The sequence below is a fragment of the Dyadobacter sp. UC 10 genome (assembly GCF_008369915.1).
Taxonomy (GTDB): domain Bacteria; phylum Bacteroidota; class Bacteroidia; order Cytophagales; family Spirosomataceae; genus Dyadobacter.
This window is the reverse complement of sequence record NZ_VSRN01000001.1, coordinates 4492414-4511257: the sequence shown is the minus strand read 5'-3', so window position 1 is coordinate 4511257 and position 18844 is coordinate 4492414. Positions and strand designations below refer to the sequence as shown.

The 18844-nt window shown below is 41.5% G+C and carries 15 protein-coding genes; 6 read left to right on the top strand and 9 right to left on the bottom strand.

From position 1 onward, the window contains the following. Positions 1-3 precede the first annotated feature (3 nt). Positions 4-264 carry a GlsB/YeaQ/YmgE family stress response membrane protein gene (locus FXO21_RS18775; protein ID WP_149641522.1) on the bottom strand — a complete coding sequence of 87 codons (261 nt, stop codon included), beginning with the start codon at positions 262-264 and terminating at the stop codon, positions 4-6. Positions 265-568: 304 nt separating this feature from the next. Here FXO21_RS18775 and FXO21_RS18770 point away from each other — a divergent pair, with 304 nt between their 5' ends. Both FXO21_RS18770 and FXO21_RS18765 read left to right on the top strand, forming a co-directional pair. Beyond that, a complete protein-coding gene (locus FXO21_RS18770) occupies positions 569-1126 on the top strand; it encodes a hypothetical protein (protein ID WP_149641521.1) in 558 nt (185 codons plus the stop codon). A gap of 1435 nt (positions 1127-2561) precedes the next feature. Then, positions 2562-2897, top strand: a complete 336-nt coding sequence (locus tag FXO21_RS18765) for a YegP family protein (RefSeq protein WP_149641520.1) — start codon at positions 2562-2564, stop codon at positions 2895-2897. A gap of 574 nt (positions 2898-3471) precedes the next feature. Here FXO21_RS18765 and FXO21_RS18760 read toward each other — a convergent pair. From FXO21_RS18760 to FXO21_RS18745, 4 genes are all read right to left on the bottom strand, one after another. Then, the gene (locus FXO21_RS18760) at positions 3472-3693 is read right to left on the bottom strand and encodes a hypothetical protein (protein ID WP_149641519.1); all 222 of its coding nucleotides are present in this window, start codon (positions 3691-3693) and stop codon (positions 3472-3474) included. 132 nt (positions 3694-3825) lie between these two features. After that, positions 3826-5394 carry a T9SS type A sorting domain-containing protein gene (locus FXO21_RS18755; RefSeq protein ID WP_149641518.1) on the bottom strand — a complete coding sequence of 523 codons (1569 nt, stop codon included), beginning with the start codon at positions 5392-5394 and terminating at the stop codon, positions 3826-3828. 533 nt (positions 5395-5927) lie between these two features. Next, entirely contained in the window at positions 5928-6992 is a 1065-nt protein-coding gene (locus FXO21_RS18750) for a T9SS type A sorting domain-containing protein (protein ID WP_149641517.1), read from the bottom strand. A 13-nt stretch (positions 6993-7005) separates the two neighbouring features. Further along, positions 7006-9657 carry a beta strand repeat-containing protein gene (locus FXO21_RS18745; protein WP_149641516.1) on the bottom strand — a complete coding sequence of 884 codons (2652 nt, stop codon included), beginning with the start codon at positions 9655-9657 and terminating at the stop codon, positions 7006-7008. A gap of 522 nt (positions 9658-10179) precedes the next feature. Here FXO21_RS18745 and FXO21_RS18740 point away from each other — a divergent pair. Together FXO21_RS18740 and FXO21_RS18735 are read left to right on the top strand one after the other, a co-directional pair. Further along, the gene (locus tag FXO21_RS18740) at positions 10180-10824 is read left to right on the top strand and encodes a LuxR C-terminal-related transcriptional regulator (protein ID WP_149641515.1); all 645 of its coding nucleotides are present in this window, start codon (positions 10180-10182) and stop codon (positions 10822-10824) included. A 4-nt stretch (positions 10825-10828) separates the two neighbouring features. After that, on the top strand, positions 10829-12802 hold the full coding sequence (locus FXO21_RS18735; protein WP_149641514.1) for a sensor histidine kinase: 1974 nt from the start codon (positions 10829-10831) through the stop codon (positions 12800-12802). A 226-nt stretch (positions 12803-13028) separates the two neighbouring features. Here FXO21_RS18735 and FXO21_RS18730 read toward each other — a convergent pair whose 3' ends face one another. Continuing rightward, the gene (locus FXO21_RS18730; RefSeq protein WP_192579250.1) at positions 13029-13367 is read right to left on the bottom strand and encodes a YciI family protein; all 339 of its coding nucleotides are present in this window, start codon (positions 13365-13367) and stop codon (positions 13029-13031) included. Between the two features lie 1691 nt (positions 13368-15058). Further along, positions 15059-15691 carry a response regulator transcription factor gene (locus FXO21_RS18725; RefSeq protein WP_149641512.1) on the bottom strand — a complete coding sequence of 211 codons (633 nt, stop codon included), beginning with the start codon at positions 15689-15691 and terminating at the stop codon, positions 15059-15061. A gap of 343 nt (positions 15692-16034) precedes the next feature. On the opposite strand from FXO21_RS18725, the gene FXO21_RS18720 reads away from it, so the two are divergent. After that, positions 16035-16676 carry a response regulator transcription factor gene (locus FXO21_RS18720; RefSeq protein WP_192579249.1) on the top strand — a complete coding sequence of 214 codons (642 nt, stop codon included), beginning with the start codon at positions 16035-16037 and terminating at the stop codon, positions 16674-16676. A 77-nt stretch (positions 16677-16753) separates the two neighbouring features. On the opposite strand, the gene FXO21_RS18715 is transcribed toward FXO21_RS18720, so the two are convergent. After that, positions 16754-17386, bottom strand: coding sequence for a response regulator transcription factor (locus FXO21_RS18715; RefSeq protein ID WP_149641510.1), 633 nt, complete (start codon positions 17384-17386; stop codon positions 16754-16756). Positions 17387-17721: 335 nt separating this feature from the next. On the opposite strand from FXO21_RS18715, the gene FXO21_RS18710 reads away from it, so the two are divergent. Further along, positions 17722-18420, top strand: a complete 699-nt coding sequence (locus tag FXO21_RS18710; RefSeq protein WP_149641509.1) for a hypothetical protein — start codon at positions 17722-17724, stop codon at positions 18418-18420. Between the two features lie 162 nt (positions 18421-18582). Here the strand turns inward: FXO21_RS18710 and FXO21_RS28795 are convergent, their stop codons facing one another. Then, on the bottom strand, positions 18583-18831 hold the full coding sequence (locus FXO21_RS28795; protein ID WP_192579248.1) for a hypothetical protein: 249 nt from the start codon (positions 18829-18831) through the stop codon (positions 18583-18585). Positions 18832-18844 lie beyond the last annotated feature (13 nt).

The following is an 18844-nucleotide window of genomic DNA, read 5'->3' as shown; positions in this document are numbered from 1 at the left end:
CAATCAAGGCCTTCTGCCCTTGATTAATGCTGCTGCTCCAAGGATAACGGAGGCACCCACAAACGCAGTAAGAATCCTTGAAATAATTGATGGGAGGCCCAAAATAGTTTCCAAATCATCCCCTAATACCCAGCCGCCAACAAATCCTCCAATAATTCCAAGAATAAGCTGCATCAATAGTGAAAAAGAAAATCTGCTAAATGCCTTATCTGCCAGCCAGCCGGCTAGCGCGCCGACCAAAATAGAAATGAGTAAATTCGTCATAATTTTATGGTTACATAAGATTTCACAAACATTACAACTAAATCCGGCGGAACAACTCAAAAATCGACGTTTTGATTGTAGAATTGTATGGAGCAATTGCAATATCTTACTACAAACAGGATCTGTCCAGGCTAGAACGTTGGTCTTGCATATTTATGGCGCCTCTTACCTATTGTTGTAAAAATTAGACGAATTGAGTAGTTCAAATACTATTGATTAAATCGGAAAATATCTCTCTATTTCACAAAATTCCAATTAATCTAGTATCCTCATGCCCTCCTGGTTCTCATTAACTGTAATAGTTATGGTTTTTCTCACTACCAATACAAGAAAAGAAAAAACGAATTATGGAATTAATTCGACATTTATCACCAGTCATTATAATACAAAACAGCATGGATGTGGCCTTATACAGAATATGTTGTTATTTCAAATAAGAATCGACAAGAGCGACAATAATTTCCTTACCTTCACCAGTGATAACAACTTCAAAGTAATCTCTAAACTGGTAAGTTCCAAGGTAAAATCGGGTAGACCTGACTTATTTGAATATTCGTTAAACTTTTCCGGAAATGCCTATTTTTTTCCAAGTAAATTCAATCAGGACAGACTCAAAATTGAGAAAAATAAATCTACTCCGGTCAGAGGAAAAATTTACTACAACGAGGATAACGAGCTAATCGCTATATCTTTCTTGCTGTATGACAGCGAAGGAGATCTTAGGTATATATGCTATTCAAATAGTCTGGATTTTATAAATGACAGGACAAGCATTGCACATAAACGCCTGTATAAAATATGTAATTGGGAAAACTCCAGCCAAAAAGAGCAGATGAAGGATTGGAAAACAATTCCAAAATAATCTGTTTTCATTGTTGACTGATATTTCTGCTGCAAATCAACTCTAAATGAAGGAAAAATCGGGTTCACGTAAATCTCGACAGCACCTGTCGGGTATTTATATACTTCATTCAATTTCTTTGCTTTTAAAAGCCTTCATATTCAAGGCATCTATCAACTCATCAACCATTTCCACAGCAAGATATGCAATTTCACCGAGTGTGTCTTCCATATCTGCAAGAGCCTAAGAAGTTTCTTTTGCAAACAGTTCTCTCTTAGTCAGAGTGATACCAGGTCATTCGGATTTGTCTTCATACCTATCAATATTTGTTTTTACTAATTGACGTTTAAAGTCGCTACCCATTTCACTTTAAGAAACACTGTAATTTATCCGACGTGCCAAAGGATTTACTTCTCATGTAAACCTTAATTAGTGAAAACAGAGCAGTAGGGGCTACTCAATCCGCCCCCAAATAATCAGAAAAATATTGAAGGTAATTAAACTATCCCGGCGAACAATTCGCATTATAGACTTATAAAAATTCGAGTAAAATTTATTTCATTTATCGCAAAATATGGCATTCAATTGACACATGAATAGCCAAATTGTAAATAAATAAAAAACTATTTAAATATATTTTAAAAAGCAAGCAAATTATACTTCAAGATGGAGGGAATATTTGAATTTATCAAACATAAACTACAATTAGCGATGAAATACTACAATTCAGGCATTTTAGTTTTCTCACGCTAGCATTATTTTTGCAGTTCAAAAGTTGATTCGTTGCCGCCTGGTTGGCTCTGAATATAAAACTTATCTAATTCGACGGATTCAGAAAATGAAAAAACTAGTTCCCTGTTTCGCATACCTTATTTTGGTTGCCTCCTATTGCATGAGTCCCCGGTTTGTCGACAGTGTCTCAGATTTTGTTTTCCGGAAAGTATCTCCACAACGAGAGCTGGGGTATTACTTTGCATTAAAGGAGGTGCCTCTGTCGACGAAAAAATACATTTTCATAGCTGACCCCCTCAAGAGGGCTCATTACTTCAATGAGGGTGACACCATTCCGTTGAGCCACACTATGACTGTAAAGAAGGCAAAAGGATTTGATATGTATTTCTCTTCTACTGACTATAATATAATTGTATCGATAAAGACTGAGGAGGCGATCGATAAAAAAACAATCGAATACACCGGTAACTTATATGTGCAGCGTGACCGAAAAAAGAATCGATTTGTCGTGCATGGCTACAATTATAGGTAAAATAGGTTACTAACCTGGCGCGGCTGGGGTATGGGCAGGAAATTCCTTTCAAATAGCCAGAACCTCAGTGCTTCTACAAAAGACAAGGGTTTCGATTAAATTGAAAGCCTTGTCTTTTCTGACCACCTAACTATTTATCTTCAGATACCTCAAAATCATCGACTTTATTTCTTCAAAATATTGTGGTAGGTCATGGAAAAATTCATCATAAAGAAGCAAGCTAACGAGAAGCTAGTTTTCGAACTTCTCGCCGGTAATGACCAAGTAATTATTACCAGTGAAGAATATGAGACGAGAGTTGATTCTGAGAATGGGATTCTGTCAGTACAGACCAATTCACACCTGCATAGCCGGTACAAGCAAATGGAATCGCCAGAGGGCGAACACTTCTTTATACTAAGATCTTCAAACGATAAGGTCATTGCCATAAGCGGACTGTTTCACACGAAGATTGAGCTGTCGGTGAGAATTCAGATTGTTATGGAGATTGGAAGGTCGGAGGAGGTTGAGGATTTGGCTCTTCATTGAGACTTTCGCAAATTTCTCGCAAAACTCGAAAGCCAAATTCGAGTTTATGATTCATTGTCATTATATTAAACCCCGCTAATTCTTAGGTCAATCAATCCTCCCAGCAGAGCCGGGAGGGTGAATTAAAATCATGTCAATAAAACCTAGGTGATATTCATGACATACCTCACCGAAAATCCAGTAACGGCATGAATATTACCAGTCAAATTGACTGTTGGATACTTGCTCAATCAATTCATTAGCAGCAACGGAAACAGATCCCCTACATAACATTAACATTTATCATTCGGTTAAATCAGATTTCCAGTACGAGCGGGAGAATAAATCAAAAAAGCCATGAAAAAAACTTTACGAAATCACCTTCCCCAGGATAAGCAGGAGAGTTGAAATGACAAAAGCTTTTGCCCTTATTCAAAGTTATCCATACTCCGAAAAGTAGCGTGTAATATTTCGTAATGACAAATTATAGTATTTGGTTGATATCAGTTAGTTAAATACCACACAATACTATAAATAAAAAATGGATATTACTGACAGACCGCGTTCGACTCAAAGTGATGTTTCAACATCTGCCTTATTCCGGCATTCGATCCGCGGTGTAGGCGATGTGGAATTGATCCTCATTAAGACAGACGATACGCTTGCCAGTAATTTTCAGCTTTATCAGTGGAGGCTCTGTTGCCAAAAATAACTCATCCCCTACCTGTGGCAGTAGATATGCAGGAAGTGTTAAGGGATGCCCTAACTCTTTACCCTCAGGGAGTGCTTCAAAGATGGTGATGTTAATCTTATTCATAGATTTGAGATTTATACCTTTCGCGTAAGGTAATACACCCTACCGACAGAGCCAACAGGGTGTAGAAAGTATCTGTTACTATCATTATCCCGAAAATGTCCGCTTGAGCAGCTAAAATAGGTCGGGCACTTCTTACTTGACAAAAACCGCCCTAATGACGGGCACACTCCCTTTAATATGTAATTTTAAAATGTAACGCCCAGATGGGAAATAATCCATTCTGATTTCATTGAGTATTATTGGCGGACTAACCATTTTCAAACCAGAGGAATTGTAGACCTCAAGGTTTTCAATTTGGTCAGTTCGGTCCGCAATACGCAGCGAACTCCCGTGCTCTACTGGATTTGGATAAATTGCCAACTCGCTATCTCCAAAACTCTCAGATTTGATAGTACTGAATGCGAATGTACCATCTCGGTCTATCATTTTCAGCCGGTAATAATTTATTCCCTTGTTGGGTTCGCTGTCTGTAAATGTATATCGTATATGTACCTGGCTTTCGCCGGCAGCACCTACTCGCCCAAGATCCACCCACTTTCTGGCATCGTTACTTCTTTGCACCTCGAAGTGATCGGCGTTAAGCTCCTCTGTGGTTTTCCACGACAAATTCACAGTCTCGCCTTCCCTGGATACCAGAAACTCAGAAAGCGTGACCGGCAATATTATTGGATCTTCCAAAGATACTCCAATCATGATCGCATCACCCGCTACTATGTTCAGAGCACCGGTAGTGCCACTAGGTACAAAGTTAGCATGGGTAGACCATCGCAAAAAATTACCACAAGTCGCTGCGACAATGTCGCCATCGCCATTGGTAATTTTGCCTCCATCACCCCTCAGGTATATACGAAACGTCAAAGTTGTAATTCCAATACCTTCTGCCACGACGCTTCCAGATGCTGCCGACCTGATTATTCCATGTTCGTCAGTCGGAGTAGTGAATGGACCGAGATCCGTTGCCGCATTAGAAATTGTCGCGCCGGAAACATCAAATGCTGCATTTCCCGATAGCGAGCTGAGCGTCACTCCTGGCGTAAGTAGATCAAACTCCGTTGCGAAACCCAGGGTGTAGAACACCTCACCTTCCGTTGCGTCACAATCTTCTGTATTGTAAAAGTAATCCCCGCCCAGTCCGGTCAAGTGAATAACAGGATTACTTACTGGTTCACTGAAATTGATTGTGAGGTCAGCATAATGCACACGCGCTGTAAGGGCGAAATTCTGAACTCCAGTTGAAGAAATAAGCGCATCTGAAAAAGTCATCAACTCAATGGCCCTGTTCTGGTTGACACTGATGCCTGTCCCAGGAGTACAACTATTGCAAGCAGTGTAATTTGAATTAGAGGAGCCACTTATCGCATTCATAGCAGAATATAAATTAGTAGTCCCGACCGGGCTATTTTGGCCAACACCTAGCGCTCCAAATACAGTCCCGGGAGTCCCTGCATTTCCCTCTATGGAAGCAAACTGTTGATTCGAGAGCGAAAATGTAGTTGTTATAGCAGGGACATACGGACTCCCTGGCGATGTGTAAAAAGTAACTACTTGTGGAGAAGTACTCGGCCCTGAACCAGCCGGCCCACCAGAGCCGGCCGGGCCTAAGAACTCAATCGTTTGCGCAGAACAGATGCCGCAGAATGGTAGAACAAAAACAAAAAAGATTTTAAAATGAAAATCCAATAACCCGAATAGCTTTTTCATAATCCAAAGTTTTAGAGTGAAGTGTTCATTTTCCTACAAAATCTCAACACTACCGCATATGGATAGACACTCTTCTTTTCGGCCTACGTAGCAATAACTACGTCGCAAAAGAAGTCACGCCCCGAAATAAACTTTAAGATGCCTTAAAAGAGAGTAATGCGTCTGGCAAATTCCCAGCTTGGAGAACCATCTGCCTAAAAATGTTCAGAGAAGAAGTGAGATTAAAGACTACGAAGTGCTTTGCTATAAATTTACACCGGAAGGCGTCGCGAAAATTTTCTCCCTACAGGAGCATCAAGTAACGGACGGTAAAATATAGAAGATTTTCTACATAAAAACAAATTTTTAATCAACTAAAATAGGTCAATTAGAATAATTCACAACATTGCCCTGCCCTCATATCATTGCTAGAGTTTGCACTGGCAAATCGGCACTTCCCCTTTCATAAAAAACACCCTGTCGACCGAGTCAACAGGGTGCATAGAAGCAGTTTGCAACTCACCTAAAATAGGTGCAAACGAAGTTACGAAACACTACCTTGCAATTAAAACCTTTTGCGTTTGTACCACTCCGTCAACTGTGCTGGTATTAACCAGATAGATGCCAACCGACAACCTGCTTACATCAATACCGGCAGGGGAGATTTGGCTGGATGCATAAACCGTGCGTCCATTGCTATTATGTATTGAAATGGAGCTAACTTTCGAAGCATCTACACCTTTCAGGAACATCACATCCGCAGTGGGGTTGGGGTAGATGACTAGGTTTACCTGTTCAAATCCGACATTTTCGATCTTACTGAACGAGAACGTGGCATCGTTGTCGATCATCTTTAACCGGTAATAGTTCGTACCTGAAATTGGGGCGCTGTCGGTAAAACTGTAGTTTACTGTTACTTTACTTTCTCCGGTTGCATTAACAACCCCGATTTTCTGCCATCCCTTCGCGTCGGTGCTTCGTTCCACTTCAAAAAAATCAGCATTTGTTTCTTCCGAGGTAGCCCAGGTCAATGAAGAAGCTCTTCCTTCCTTCGTGGCGTTGAATTGTATAAGCGTAACCGGCATTGGGCCATCAACGTAAGTTCTAGAACTGGTATTATCATCGTTCGTATCATTTGTTCCGGGTCCATTCGGTGCATTGCCATTACTAGTTAGATTTACATTAAATCCATTGTTTGGATTGCTCTGCGGGGTAGCAGTGGTTGCTTTGTAAGCCATGGTAATCGTGCCTCCGCCTTCCGAGGGGAGAGGAGCAATCTGTGTTCCCGTATATGTTGCGGTCGTAGAGTTATAGGTCCACGAAAAGAAGTCCTTGCCAGAGCCTCCTACCGCGTCGGTAGGCGAACTGTAATGGGTGTTGTCATATGATCCGTTAGAAAATGAGATGATCAGAACTATCGGATCCGGATTACCATCGATATCCAAATGGGAAATATCCTGACTTCCTGTATTGAATACATCGAAGGAGAATGTTACATACGGATTAGATCCTTGAATTGGGCTTGGCGTGATGGTGGCATTTGTCACCGTCGGATTAGAGTCAGCCCATCCCGGAAAAGATAGAACGAAGAGCAGGAAGAATGAAGTAATTGTTTTCATGAATACCAGTGATTTAGTTAGCTGTATAAATTATTTGTTCGACGTCCGTATTGTTTTTGTCGTTGACTTCTCCTCCACTTGGAAAACGTATTTGGACGGTGATAGGGAGAGTTCCACTTGTGGCAGCGGGGATAAATGTGCCACTAAAGCCGATGTACCGGGAGCTACCCTTTGCAATCACCACGTTAGTGGTCCAGGTGTGGTAGAGCTGAGAGTTCGCGTACGTCCATGCAGAGTTATTTAAAGCACCGAGGGAATTGGAAGTAGCGGCCGGGTCCCAAGTGAAATTCCAAAGGTTGCTTTTTAGTATCCTTACAGTAATGATCCCCGCAGTGACAGTGGTACTATCATTGTTCAGATTAAGTATCCTGATTCTTGATGCAAAGTCAGTCGTGCCATTCATCTGGTTAGGGTTCACCGTAATGAACGGGGTCAAATCCGGCATTCCTGCAATGACGGTGGGGGCATCCACAGTGGTTACACCAAATTCAGACGTGTTACCGTTGGCATCTATGGCAATGGCAGTTATTTTATCACTAGTTGTAAAGGTTGTCCCGGCTTCAAGGCTAAATGTAGTGTTAAACGCATTGACGGTTGAAATACTACCAAGATACTGTACCCCTTCTCCGTGACTGACATTTCTGCTGCAAGTGCCATTGGTTATAGCCCCATTTTGGTCACCATCGTCCGCCACCTTATAAAACTGGATCGTTTTTGCACCGCTGATCGTCGGCCCGGCCGTGCCCTCCGCTCCATTACAAGTACTGACATAGCCGGCAACGGTCATGGTACCGCCCGAAACTGAGTAAGACGTAATCACCGGATAATCGAGTAACAAATTGGGTTGACCGCTAGTTACTACACCATCATTCAACGTAATTCCGTTGTCTGCCAGATCAATAGGCGTTCCCATGTTATTATAGAAGCTGTTTCTTGAGATACGTATGCCTGTTGATGCCCCGGTAACCCGAACGCCGTCGTTTGATCCAGGATAGACACGTGCATTGTTCGCAATGATGTTTGCCTCTAAACCATCGCTGGTACCGTCGTCGTTTGATCCGATACGAATATTTGTAGCAGCCCCAATAACGACTCCGGGACTATCGTTTCCAATTGCAGTGGTTCCGTTTGCGCCTACACCTATGTAATTTCCAGCGACAACACTATTTGACATAGTACCGTTTAAGCTAATCAACGAGACGCCCCTGCCGAAAATCGCACCGGAAATTACATTCTTCTCCTCGCTATCGAAAACATCGTCACCATCAGTACCGATAGTGATTGAGGTTGCATCTTGGGCTTGAACCCCATTCCCGGTCAACCCTCCCGCCGAGCCACCGACGCCGTTACCCAACCTTACATTGCCTGTCCTATCGACACCAATATAGTTACCGGCGATTTTAATGTTATTGTTCTGCGATGAGGAAGTTCCAATTCCGTAGATATCAATCCCTACCGATTGGTTCCCTGAAATAACGTTCCGAACCGATGCTGCCGATGCCTGATTGTGTTTCGTATCATCGAAACCGATCACAATGTGGTGACTTGCTTGCTTCACAAGGCTACCTTCCTCTTCAACCGATATCGCAATACCGGCATTAAATCCAGTCGTGATTGATTTTGTCGCATTCGGGACAGCCATGGTTCCATTTTTGTCGGTACCGACAAGGTTCCCGGCCACCCATATCCCATTGGAACTAAGAATCTCGATACCATGGCCAGAGTTTCCGGAAATGACATTGGGTTCATACATATCGGCTACTCCGTTACCATCGGACCCTATCACAACATTCTGCCCATTAATAGAGGTAATAAATACTCCATCGAAACCATTGGGGTTGGGATCCGATTTTGTGCCATTGGGGGCCGGGGTTACGCCGTCCGCAGCAATGCCAATGTAGTTTCCGGCGACTTTGATGTTGGTAAAAGAAGCTCTTCCATCGTGACTGCCGATCTGTATACCATCGCCCCCAACTGAAGTATTCGCATTGGAAAGCACGTTACCCTCGTTAGCGTCGTTCACATTGTCGCTATTTGTTCCTATAAAAATGTCTGTGATTGCAGCAGGAGACGAGTCGCCATAGCCTCCCAGAACTACCGCATCATCGCCGAGCCGCGTACTTGTACTTGCGCTCCCAGATGCGTTTGCACCAATGTAATTCCCCCAAATATGGATACTGCTCGTTCCCGGCTCTATCATGATTGCCTCAACGCCTGAGCCAGTATTAACAATAGCAAGGCCGCTAATAGACGATCCGCTAGCCCCCGGCCCGAATCGAAACAACCCATCGCTATCAACACGCCCCCCGCTGTTGGATGTGAAGTAATTACTGAGGTTTGCTCCGTTTATAGTAACCTTGATACTTCTAGCTCCAATTGGCCCGTAATCAGCCGGAGAAATATACCCATTAATCGCAACTTGACCCGTGATTCTGGGTAATAGTGACTGAATGGTAATTGTGCCATTCACTGTGAAAGTAATGACATCTGCACCCGAAGCGCCATTTGCGTTCAAAATGGCTTGCCTCAGGCTTCCGCTTCCACCATCATTTGTATTTGTGACTTGAAAAGTCGCTGCACGCGCTGTGGACACGAGTCCAGAAAAACAACACCACAAGAGAATTAGTTTGTAACGGTTTACAATATACGACGACAACTTACTCATATTTTTTTATATTTATTTAATAAAACAACATCGAGCTACCTCAGCCTATATCAACTGATCTCAGACTATTAATTACTGGGCAATCTACACCTGAAAACATCGACGAAGATTATGGAGCTGGGCCAACGAACTTGATCAGCATTAGATCCAAGTAAGAACTGATTTGACAAACGAAACACTTAACAATACCCACGGTTATTTATTTGTTTGTGTGTATATTATGTTTTGGAATTGTACAGCTTCAATGTGTCGGAGTATCGGATTTCTATTTAATTACTGCGACAGTTGTCATAACATTGAATAAAGAGTAGATTAAATACCCTCTAACTGGTTTAAACTTTCCCCTAAAATTTAGTTTCTATTACGAAGAGTTGAATGTACAAATGTCCCATATTTACCAACCCAATACAATCACTCTGAAAAGGTATTTTTATGCCTAATACTTATAATAACAAATACCTCATATGAGGTATCTTAGATTCTGATTTTATAAAATAACTTTGCAAAAAAAATAAATTTTAGATGCATAATATTGCGGAGATTCCCGTATCTGATATCCTTGTGATAGACGACCATGTTCTGGTAGCCGAAGGTTTCAAAGAGCTTTTATTAAAGATCTTACCCTCAGGTTCCAGAGTTGATGCTCTACATTCTATCGACAAGGCAAAACTGGCAATATCCGAAGGCAACTATAAATTCGTTATAACTGATCTGCTAATACCAGGGCAAGACGCTCTGGAATTCATTTCTTTTTGTAGAAATAATTTTACAAATCTTGTGATTATTGTAATTACTGGTATAACTGAGGCAAACAGCATTATAGCTTGTTTAACGGCGGGGGCTAATGGGTATCTTAGTAAAGCAATTGACCCACTTGATATTAAACTGGCACTGGAATATACGTTTGGTGGAAAGAAATTTATCAGCAACGACCTTAGCGGCAAATTGGCTGAGAGCATTTTATCGACAGAGAATACCATTCTGACCAATAAGGAGCTGGAAATAATACGATCAATTGCTTCGGGCAACAGCACCAAAGTAACTGCGGAGATGCTCTTTATCAGCCCAATTACTGTAATGACCCACAAGCGTAATATACTGCGTAAGCTTGGCCTCCATTCTGCTACAGAGATGGTCAAGTATGCATATGACAACAATTTAGTTTGAATCAATGAAAGGAGGTTATCGTTGTCGGTTATTTCAAAATATCAGATCTTTCAGATATCGCCTTACTAGAGGCCAGGGTTTGTTTTATTTGTTACTCGTTATTTCTTATTCTGAAGTCTGCGTGGGGCAACGGGCTCTTGTAACTGATCGTGATTGGACAAACATCTTATCAAAATATGCATCAAAATCAATTAGTGATACAATTTATCTAAAAGAAGTAGAAGCACTAGCAGAAGGATCATTTAAAGATCCGCAACTAAAAACAAAATTAGCAACTTATCAGAAAATAGCCTGGAGTAATAAAGACTATCAAACTTATCGTGAAAAGTATTATTATTTACTGGCTACCAATTCGTTTTTTATTCATCAAGAAGGATTTTCGATATATTATTTACAGAAACAGGAAGAGGAATTTAAAAAGACTCGCCCTTACATAAACTCACTATCAGAGCCTCGTATGCTTCTTGCAATTTACGGAAGTGATAACCAAAGTAACATTGCAAGACGCCTGGACATTTTTCGAAGTAATCTTCCATTTCTGCAATCGCTACCTGACTTGCTTTCAAAACAAGTAGTACCGTATTCTACCTGTATTAATGCCATGGCCATCCTAAACCATGCTGCTCAGATTTATGCCAATACGAATAACAGTGTGAAAGTAGTTGAAACTTTCAATCTGGCTAAAGCTATCTATGATGAAATGGAAAAAGGGGCCCGATACACTAAAGTCAGAATGCAACAATACAGGTTGCGGTTATACATGACTGAACATGCAAAGGCTAAGGTATTGCAGGATACAAAGCAAGAATCAAATTTGTTACATGCCGCTGAAACACTGGTAAGGTCTTTACAAATCGAATCACCGTCCGCTTGGTTGACAGCATTTGAAAGAGGTCTGTTAATGAAGATCATTGACTTCCATATCAAACAAAACCAGATTGACAGCAGCAAATATTATTTTAAGGTACTAAAAAATCAAGTTGACTTCTACGGAAAAAATGAGCCTGGTGATGGCACTAAGTTTTTAATTTATTCCAGCAAGATCAGTGCTAAAGTAGGAAACTACCGAACGGCCTACGATACACTGTTACGCGCATACAGAACTAATGATTCCATAATTTCTATCAAAACAGCTGACATTCACAACAATATGTATGCGCATATGGTGGCAGAGCAGCGTTCAGAAGAACTTATAAGGTCAGAAATTGAAAAGGGCAATAGGAACCTTGTCATTTTTATAGTTTCTACGATTCTTATTGGGGCTGTCGCTTCGTTCATTGTGCAACAGAAGGTCAGGGATGCAGAAATGGTAAAGCAAATAGATGATCTCAATAATGCTACCCAAATACAAATTGCTGAGCTAGAAGCGAAAGCAAACATGATCCAAAAAAAGTTGGGGATGGAACTTCATGATGAAATTTCGGGTAACCTGGTTCACATTTGTAACTATCTGGCTACTGAACTATTAAGTGAAAAAAATCCTGACAAAAGAGACCGATTACAGAAACTATCAGCTTTGGCAAAAAAAACTTATATCGATACCAGGCATAAAAGTCATGAATGGTATACGCAGGGAACGAAAGAAGAGTTAGAAGCTTTTTCCGTGAGTATTTTAAAAATAGTTTCACATGCACTAGAGGACAACAAATATGAAAAACATATAGAGATCGACAACGATTCTTTGGAAAAACTATCCTCACTTAATCGAATGCATCTTCTGCGAATAATACAGGAAGCGGTTTCCAATATCATCAAACATGCTAAGGCCAGCAAAATCAACCTTTATATTTATGAAGAAGAACGTTCTTTAACCCTTCAGATAACCGACAACGGAAGAGGCTTTGATAAAAACTCTAAGGCAAATTCAAAGGGTGTTGGCTTACAGTCAATCAGAAATAGAATAAAGGAAATGAATGGATCCTTGGATATTCTGACTTCTCACAAGGGAACCGAACTCCTTTGTATAATACCGATTTGATGTCTATATTTAGTAATGCTTGTCATCAAATCCGCGAGTAACGCCTTGTTCGATGTGTCAACCCATTGGTATGTGCCTCCAAATGGAAACCTTCACCGTCTTTCAAAGTCTCATCTATAGGCCACTTCATCTCAAAATGATGTTTCAACATCTGCCTTGTTCCGGCATCCGATCCGCAGTGTAAGCGATGACGAATTGCCCCTCCTTAAGACAGAAATATGCTAAACTACATTCCTGGAACAGGTTGAGTTTCATGTAATTCAATTCTACACTCTGCGTTCCATGCCAAATGAGGATGTCCTTGCATGAGCGATTCCGCCTCATGCATATCTGCAACCTGTAAAATGGAGAAACCGGCAATCTGACTGTGCGCACTACTGCTACCTGTGGAAGAAAGGCTTAAACCATTTGCTAGCGGTTGGCCCATATCCACAAGTCTTCCCCCACATTTTTGCGCCCAGTCCATCCAGGCTTTCATTCCTTCTACCTGTTGTTCGGCAGTGGCCCCCTCCATTTGTTTGTTGGCACCAACCGGCGCTTTGTAGAGTACAAGATACTTTTTCATTGACATTTGTTATGTTTGAATGTAAAATTTGGCCATTGCGAATAAAATCAAGCCTCCTAGATTCCAGGAGGTTGAAAGCACCACTCACTACCAGTGTTCTGAGCTCCAAAGGTATGATGAGAGAATAAAAACGTAAGTCAAACAACGGAGCGCCGCTTGTAGGATTTTATTGATATAAGTAGTATAGTGTATCCCGAACTTGATCAAATAGAAACACCGTGATACAAAACAATTCCTGGGCATGACCCAGGAACTGGATATTTAACTCAATTTACTTTAGCTGACAAAAAATCAGCCCCCCTGAAATACAAGGAGGTTGAAAGCATTACTCCTCTTTTATACTTTCTAAAACTTAAAAAATCAATTATATCAAGCGCACTGGGTACCAGTAGCAGAAGGCCCCTTCGGTTCTGACAAGCAAAAGTAAATCGAGAAGATAAACCAGAAGGTAAAAGAAGAGCCTGATTGCTATAAGATTTAGTTGACGTCTGTCATCAAAAACGGCTATCTTATTTCCCATAGCGGTAAAGTAAGCAATCTGGCGCCGATCAAAAATAAGGTGGTTTTCGTCAGTTAGCAAGGGCAGCTCTAAGCTTTTACTGCGGCTCAAATTCGATGCATTGAAAAAATCTACTTAAATAGTATATCTCTACACCCTGGCGGTATCACAAAGATGAGTCAGTAAAAGAATTACAAGGGTGGAACGAACTACAAACTATCTATCCGCTGTCTGAAAACTTCCCTCCCGGGTTCCGGGAGGGAAGTAAAAACACTCAATGCTATTTGGAAAATTACTCCCAAATTTGGAACTGGATGCTCAAATATAAAATCTACTTATCAGCACCTTTATATATAATATACTAAGCAAGTGTAATAATAGGACTAGGCTGGTAGTGAATAACTGAATAGCTCTTTACACGCAAACTGTTACAAGAGATTTCTTCCTGATACAATGTTGATAAATAAGGTGTCATCTTCTGAACAATATAGCAAGCGACAGGGCACTTATGATCTTCGACTGATCTGCAACTTTAAAGAGAATTGCTAGGTTGTCAACCGTCAGGTTGCATAAAACTTTGTCAGTCGTCTTACTTGGGTATTTGCTTGGCTTTGAAATAAGTTGTTTTTCTCGTCAAAGTTTCTATTTTATTTAGCATTCCGGTGTATTCGCAAGCGGCATTTGCCCTATCCACCTTAAACGCGCCTGATAATACCGGAATATCCGCCTTTGAAGAGCGAAAGAACCTATTTTCTCATGATTCGATCAATGTAATTGTTTTCTTGTCTTAGTGAGTTGATTGGCCATAACCCAGTCGATCAACTGATTTCGCTCAGCCAATGGATGAATTTGCATATTGAGATCAAGCTGATTAATAAAATCCCGCGAAATGTGCTTAACGTCCATAATCAAAATGGCCAATAGTCTGGGCAAAAGCCTGACGATAGCCCAAAGCTCCATAGCGAGCCCGTGATCACCTTTTGATTTCCTTCGCAATTTTCCGTAGTCTCACAGCATAGTTTTGCTGCTAATCTGACCCAAAATGTTTTCCGCTTTCAAAGAGAATTTCATAACAATTTTTTTATTGCTGAAATAACTAAATCAGGAGCTGGTCAATCAATAACAATTAAAATGCCCTTTAACGCGATTGGCAGACAGGGCTTGATCAAAACCCGGCTTCCGCATAATTAACCTATTTAAGAATATCAAATTTCCTGGCGAGATCCATTAAATTATCAACTTTCATTTTCTTTAATATCCTTGCACGATGTGTACTGACTGTCGAAATATGCACGTCGAGCATTCCGGCAATTTCGGAAACCCCTTTTCCCGACAACAATAACTGGACAATCTCCCGCTCCCGGAAAGAGAGCCGGGGTTCCGCATCATCCTGGCTCTTTCCCGAGTTAATGAACCTGGAGAGACTATCTTCTTTCATGCGCTCGCTCAAATATACTTTCCCCCGTAACAAGATTGTTTCCAGGGCAGACTTGAATTCCTGTTCTGGAGCGTCCTTGGAAATATAACCATCTGCTCCGGCTTTAATAAATGGAAGGGCGTACAGATCTTCATCATATGAGGAAAAAATAAGCACTTTCACATCAGGATGTCTTTCCTTAAAAACCTCGATCATTTTGACGCTGTTGCCGCCTGGAATACCAATATCCAGAATCGCCAGATCGCATGCTTTTTCGCCCGCCGACATAATTGCTTTTTTAAAAGTGTCAACCTCAGTTATGACTGAGTCAGGGAAATACGTATGGACAATTTGCCGGGTCCCCGACCGCATAATAGGGTGATCCTCGGCGATAAGAATATGTTTCATCAATAGCTTTGTCTGGTTCTGAACATTGTAATTAAAGTGACAATTAATAACAAATTACAAGAATATCTCCATAAATCTGAACTGTATCTTACCAGTTTTTCATTCACCTTAAAACGGGGGTAGCAATGTTACTACAACCATCATAACATTACCAGTCACCGCCTCATTCATTTGCTAACGCATTGCAGCGCGACATGAAATACATTTGCCGCCGGAAGTTTGGAACAAGCACTATACACACACCTAATTTCACTATTGCACCAATTAATAGTCAAAATGTGCTTAGTCCATCCAAATTCGCTCCGGCAAATGCATCGGCATGTGCTTTCAAATAACAAAAAGAATGATACAGATAGGGATTATTGACGCATTCCCAATTATACGGATTGGTCTGACGATTTTATTGAAGGAGGCTTATAAAGACGCCGAGATATTGGCTGCATCAAACCTGGACAGTTTTCTCTCTGAACACCGGAATATTCGGGCCAGGGCGGTGATCATCGGTATTTGCGAAAACGCCAAGGAGGACAAGCTTCTTATGATCAGGCAATTCAGGAATGAATGTCCGCAGGTCCCCCTGATGATCTATGATCATCAGTTTCAGCCCGAACTGGTGCCTTCCTATTTTATGTCTGGGGTTACCGGATACGTACTTAAACATCAAAATGAAAATCAGATGCTTACATGCCTTAACAGGATCCTGAAAGGTGAGCATTATCTAAGTCCTGAACTCACCAGCAACTTCGTTCAACGTATAGTCGAAAACGATAAAAACCCAACGCGTCATCAAAGGAGATTGACGCCTTATGAATTTGAAATTGCAGTCCGATTGTGCAGGGGCCAGAGCAGTCCGTTTATTGCAGAGAAATTGGGTCGAAAACCCACTTCGATCAGCTCCGCAAGAAAAACAATATTCCGAAAACTCAATATACACAGCATCGTCGACCTGAGAAAGGCTATCAATCTCGATCCCGAGCAGGCGTAACATTCCGCTATTTCCGCGCATAATGTTTGAAATTACCGCAAATTCAGCGATGTAAGCTGGAAGTGGTACGCACACTATTAACCCAATATGCTGTACTTACGCGATAGTTCCATCAAATTTTCTACTCCCATCTTCCTGAATATCCTTGCGCGATGGGTACTAACCGTGGAGGTGTGAAGGTCCAGCAGGCCCGCAATTTCCGACACGCCCATCCCCGAAATGAACATCTGTGCAATTTCCCGCTCCCGTACGGAAAGAGACGCCTGTGAGCTTTCCATTGCCCGTCCTGTTTTCATAAACATCCTGAAGCTTTCCTCCCGGACTGCCTCGCTCAGGTAAAGCTTTTTATTGAAAAGCGCCGATTCCACTGCAATTTTGAGCTCGTTTTCCAATGCATTCTTTGATAGGTATCCGTCTGCCCCCGCTTTCACGAACGCCAGCGCATATAAATTTTCATCATATGCCGACACCACTAATACCGGAAGGTCTGGCCACTTACTTTTAAATGTTTCGACCATTTTGACACTATTACCGCCTGGCATATCTATATCCATGATGACCAGATCGAAGTTCGATGATTCAGAAACGTAAAGCGCTTTTTTGAAATTTTCGACTTCTACGACTTCCAATTTAGAAATGAAGTTTTCAAGCGATTGCCGCAAGCCGCTCCTAAAAATGGGATGATCATCTGCAATAAGAATTCGAGCCATGTTAATTATGATTTTCACTATCAAAACACGGCGAAAAATTCAATCGGTGCAAATATATAGCCGTAGTAATTAAACGATAGGGATCATACTTATTAATAGAAATCTGACCATTTCAATTATAAATTTTATTTCAATATAAAACAGGGATTAATTGCCGACAGGTAATGTAGAAATCGAACTATAATTTCCCGGTTGATTTAGCACACCTCAGTCTTTTTAAATTAGTATTAAAGCTATTTTCATCGTAAAAAAACTAACCGGAAACCTGCGCTCCCGCTACAATTCCGTTGCCTGCCGGGCAATAACTTTACCTACCCCATCTTTGACCGGTTAGGATGACAAAAATTAAAGTTTCGATTATCGAAATACTGTTCACAATAATTTATCTCTTATCTTTTATTCCATCAGGCTATTGCGCTCCCTTGTCGGGTAACCCGGAACCTGACCGCATCGTGTGCCTGTACGGGCGCCCGCTTCATGATAACGATGTGGGCGCAGTGATGTCCGGAATCGCCGGCCGTGATTACAGTTCCAGTATCCAAACCAGTTTATTCCTCCCAGGGACATCAGTTTGGCTTTTTATTCCCTATTCCATACTCAGGAATGACAAAACCAGGAAATACCTCGTCACCGGCTACCAGGATGGAATTGACGTCTTTCAGCGAAAAGGGAAGCAATGGAAGAAAATCAAAAAGGCCGGAAAATATGCCAGTTTTCCGGCCGGTGCTTTAAAAGAACGGTATTTTGTCAAACTTTTCGACGCATTCCCTGCCGATACATCATCTGCATTTCTGGTTGTTTGCAGGAAGAACAACAATTATTTTTTCTCGGATTTACAAGCCGACCTGAAATCAGAAGCACAATTAGCTGCCTGGCACTCAGCGTTCATGGCGTCGGCGGATGCGTATCCCAAACTGACACTTCCCTTCTTCGGGATCGCATTTACGACGATTATTTTGCTGCTGGTCAAATTCTTCCTCTCCCACGACCGCGCCTACTCCTTCCATGCTGTTGGCCATATCCTGTTTCCCTAGTGTAATATTTAGTCGCTGTTAACACTTATGTAAATGACTATTGTAGTTGAATTACGAAACTCAATCACGAACACATTTAAACGCAGGTTTACTTGTTCAACGGAACACATCGTGCTAACTACTGTCAGCCAAAACGTCAGATTATCACCCGAATCATATCGCTCACTGTTCAGGAAGGGAAACGGTAACATGCCACATATCCCCGGAGTTGGTCACATGCTCGCTTCCACAGATTCCGGGGCCACCCTCCGGACGAAGGTACACTTTGAATACCAGTACACTGATCTCAGACCCTTTGACCAATACACTGCCGCATGCTGCGCCATTTCCACAATCACCGGTGATTGGTGTCTTGGAATGTAGTATTTTGGTTCTTGATGAATCGATCTGCAATTCTTCGTTTCCAGACAATTTGGCGAGGGTT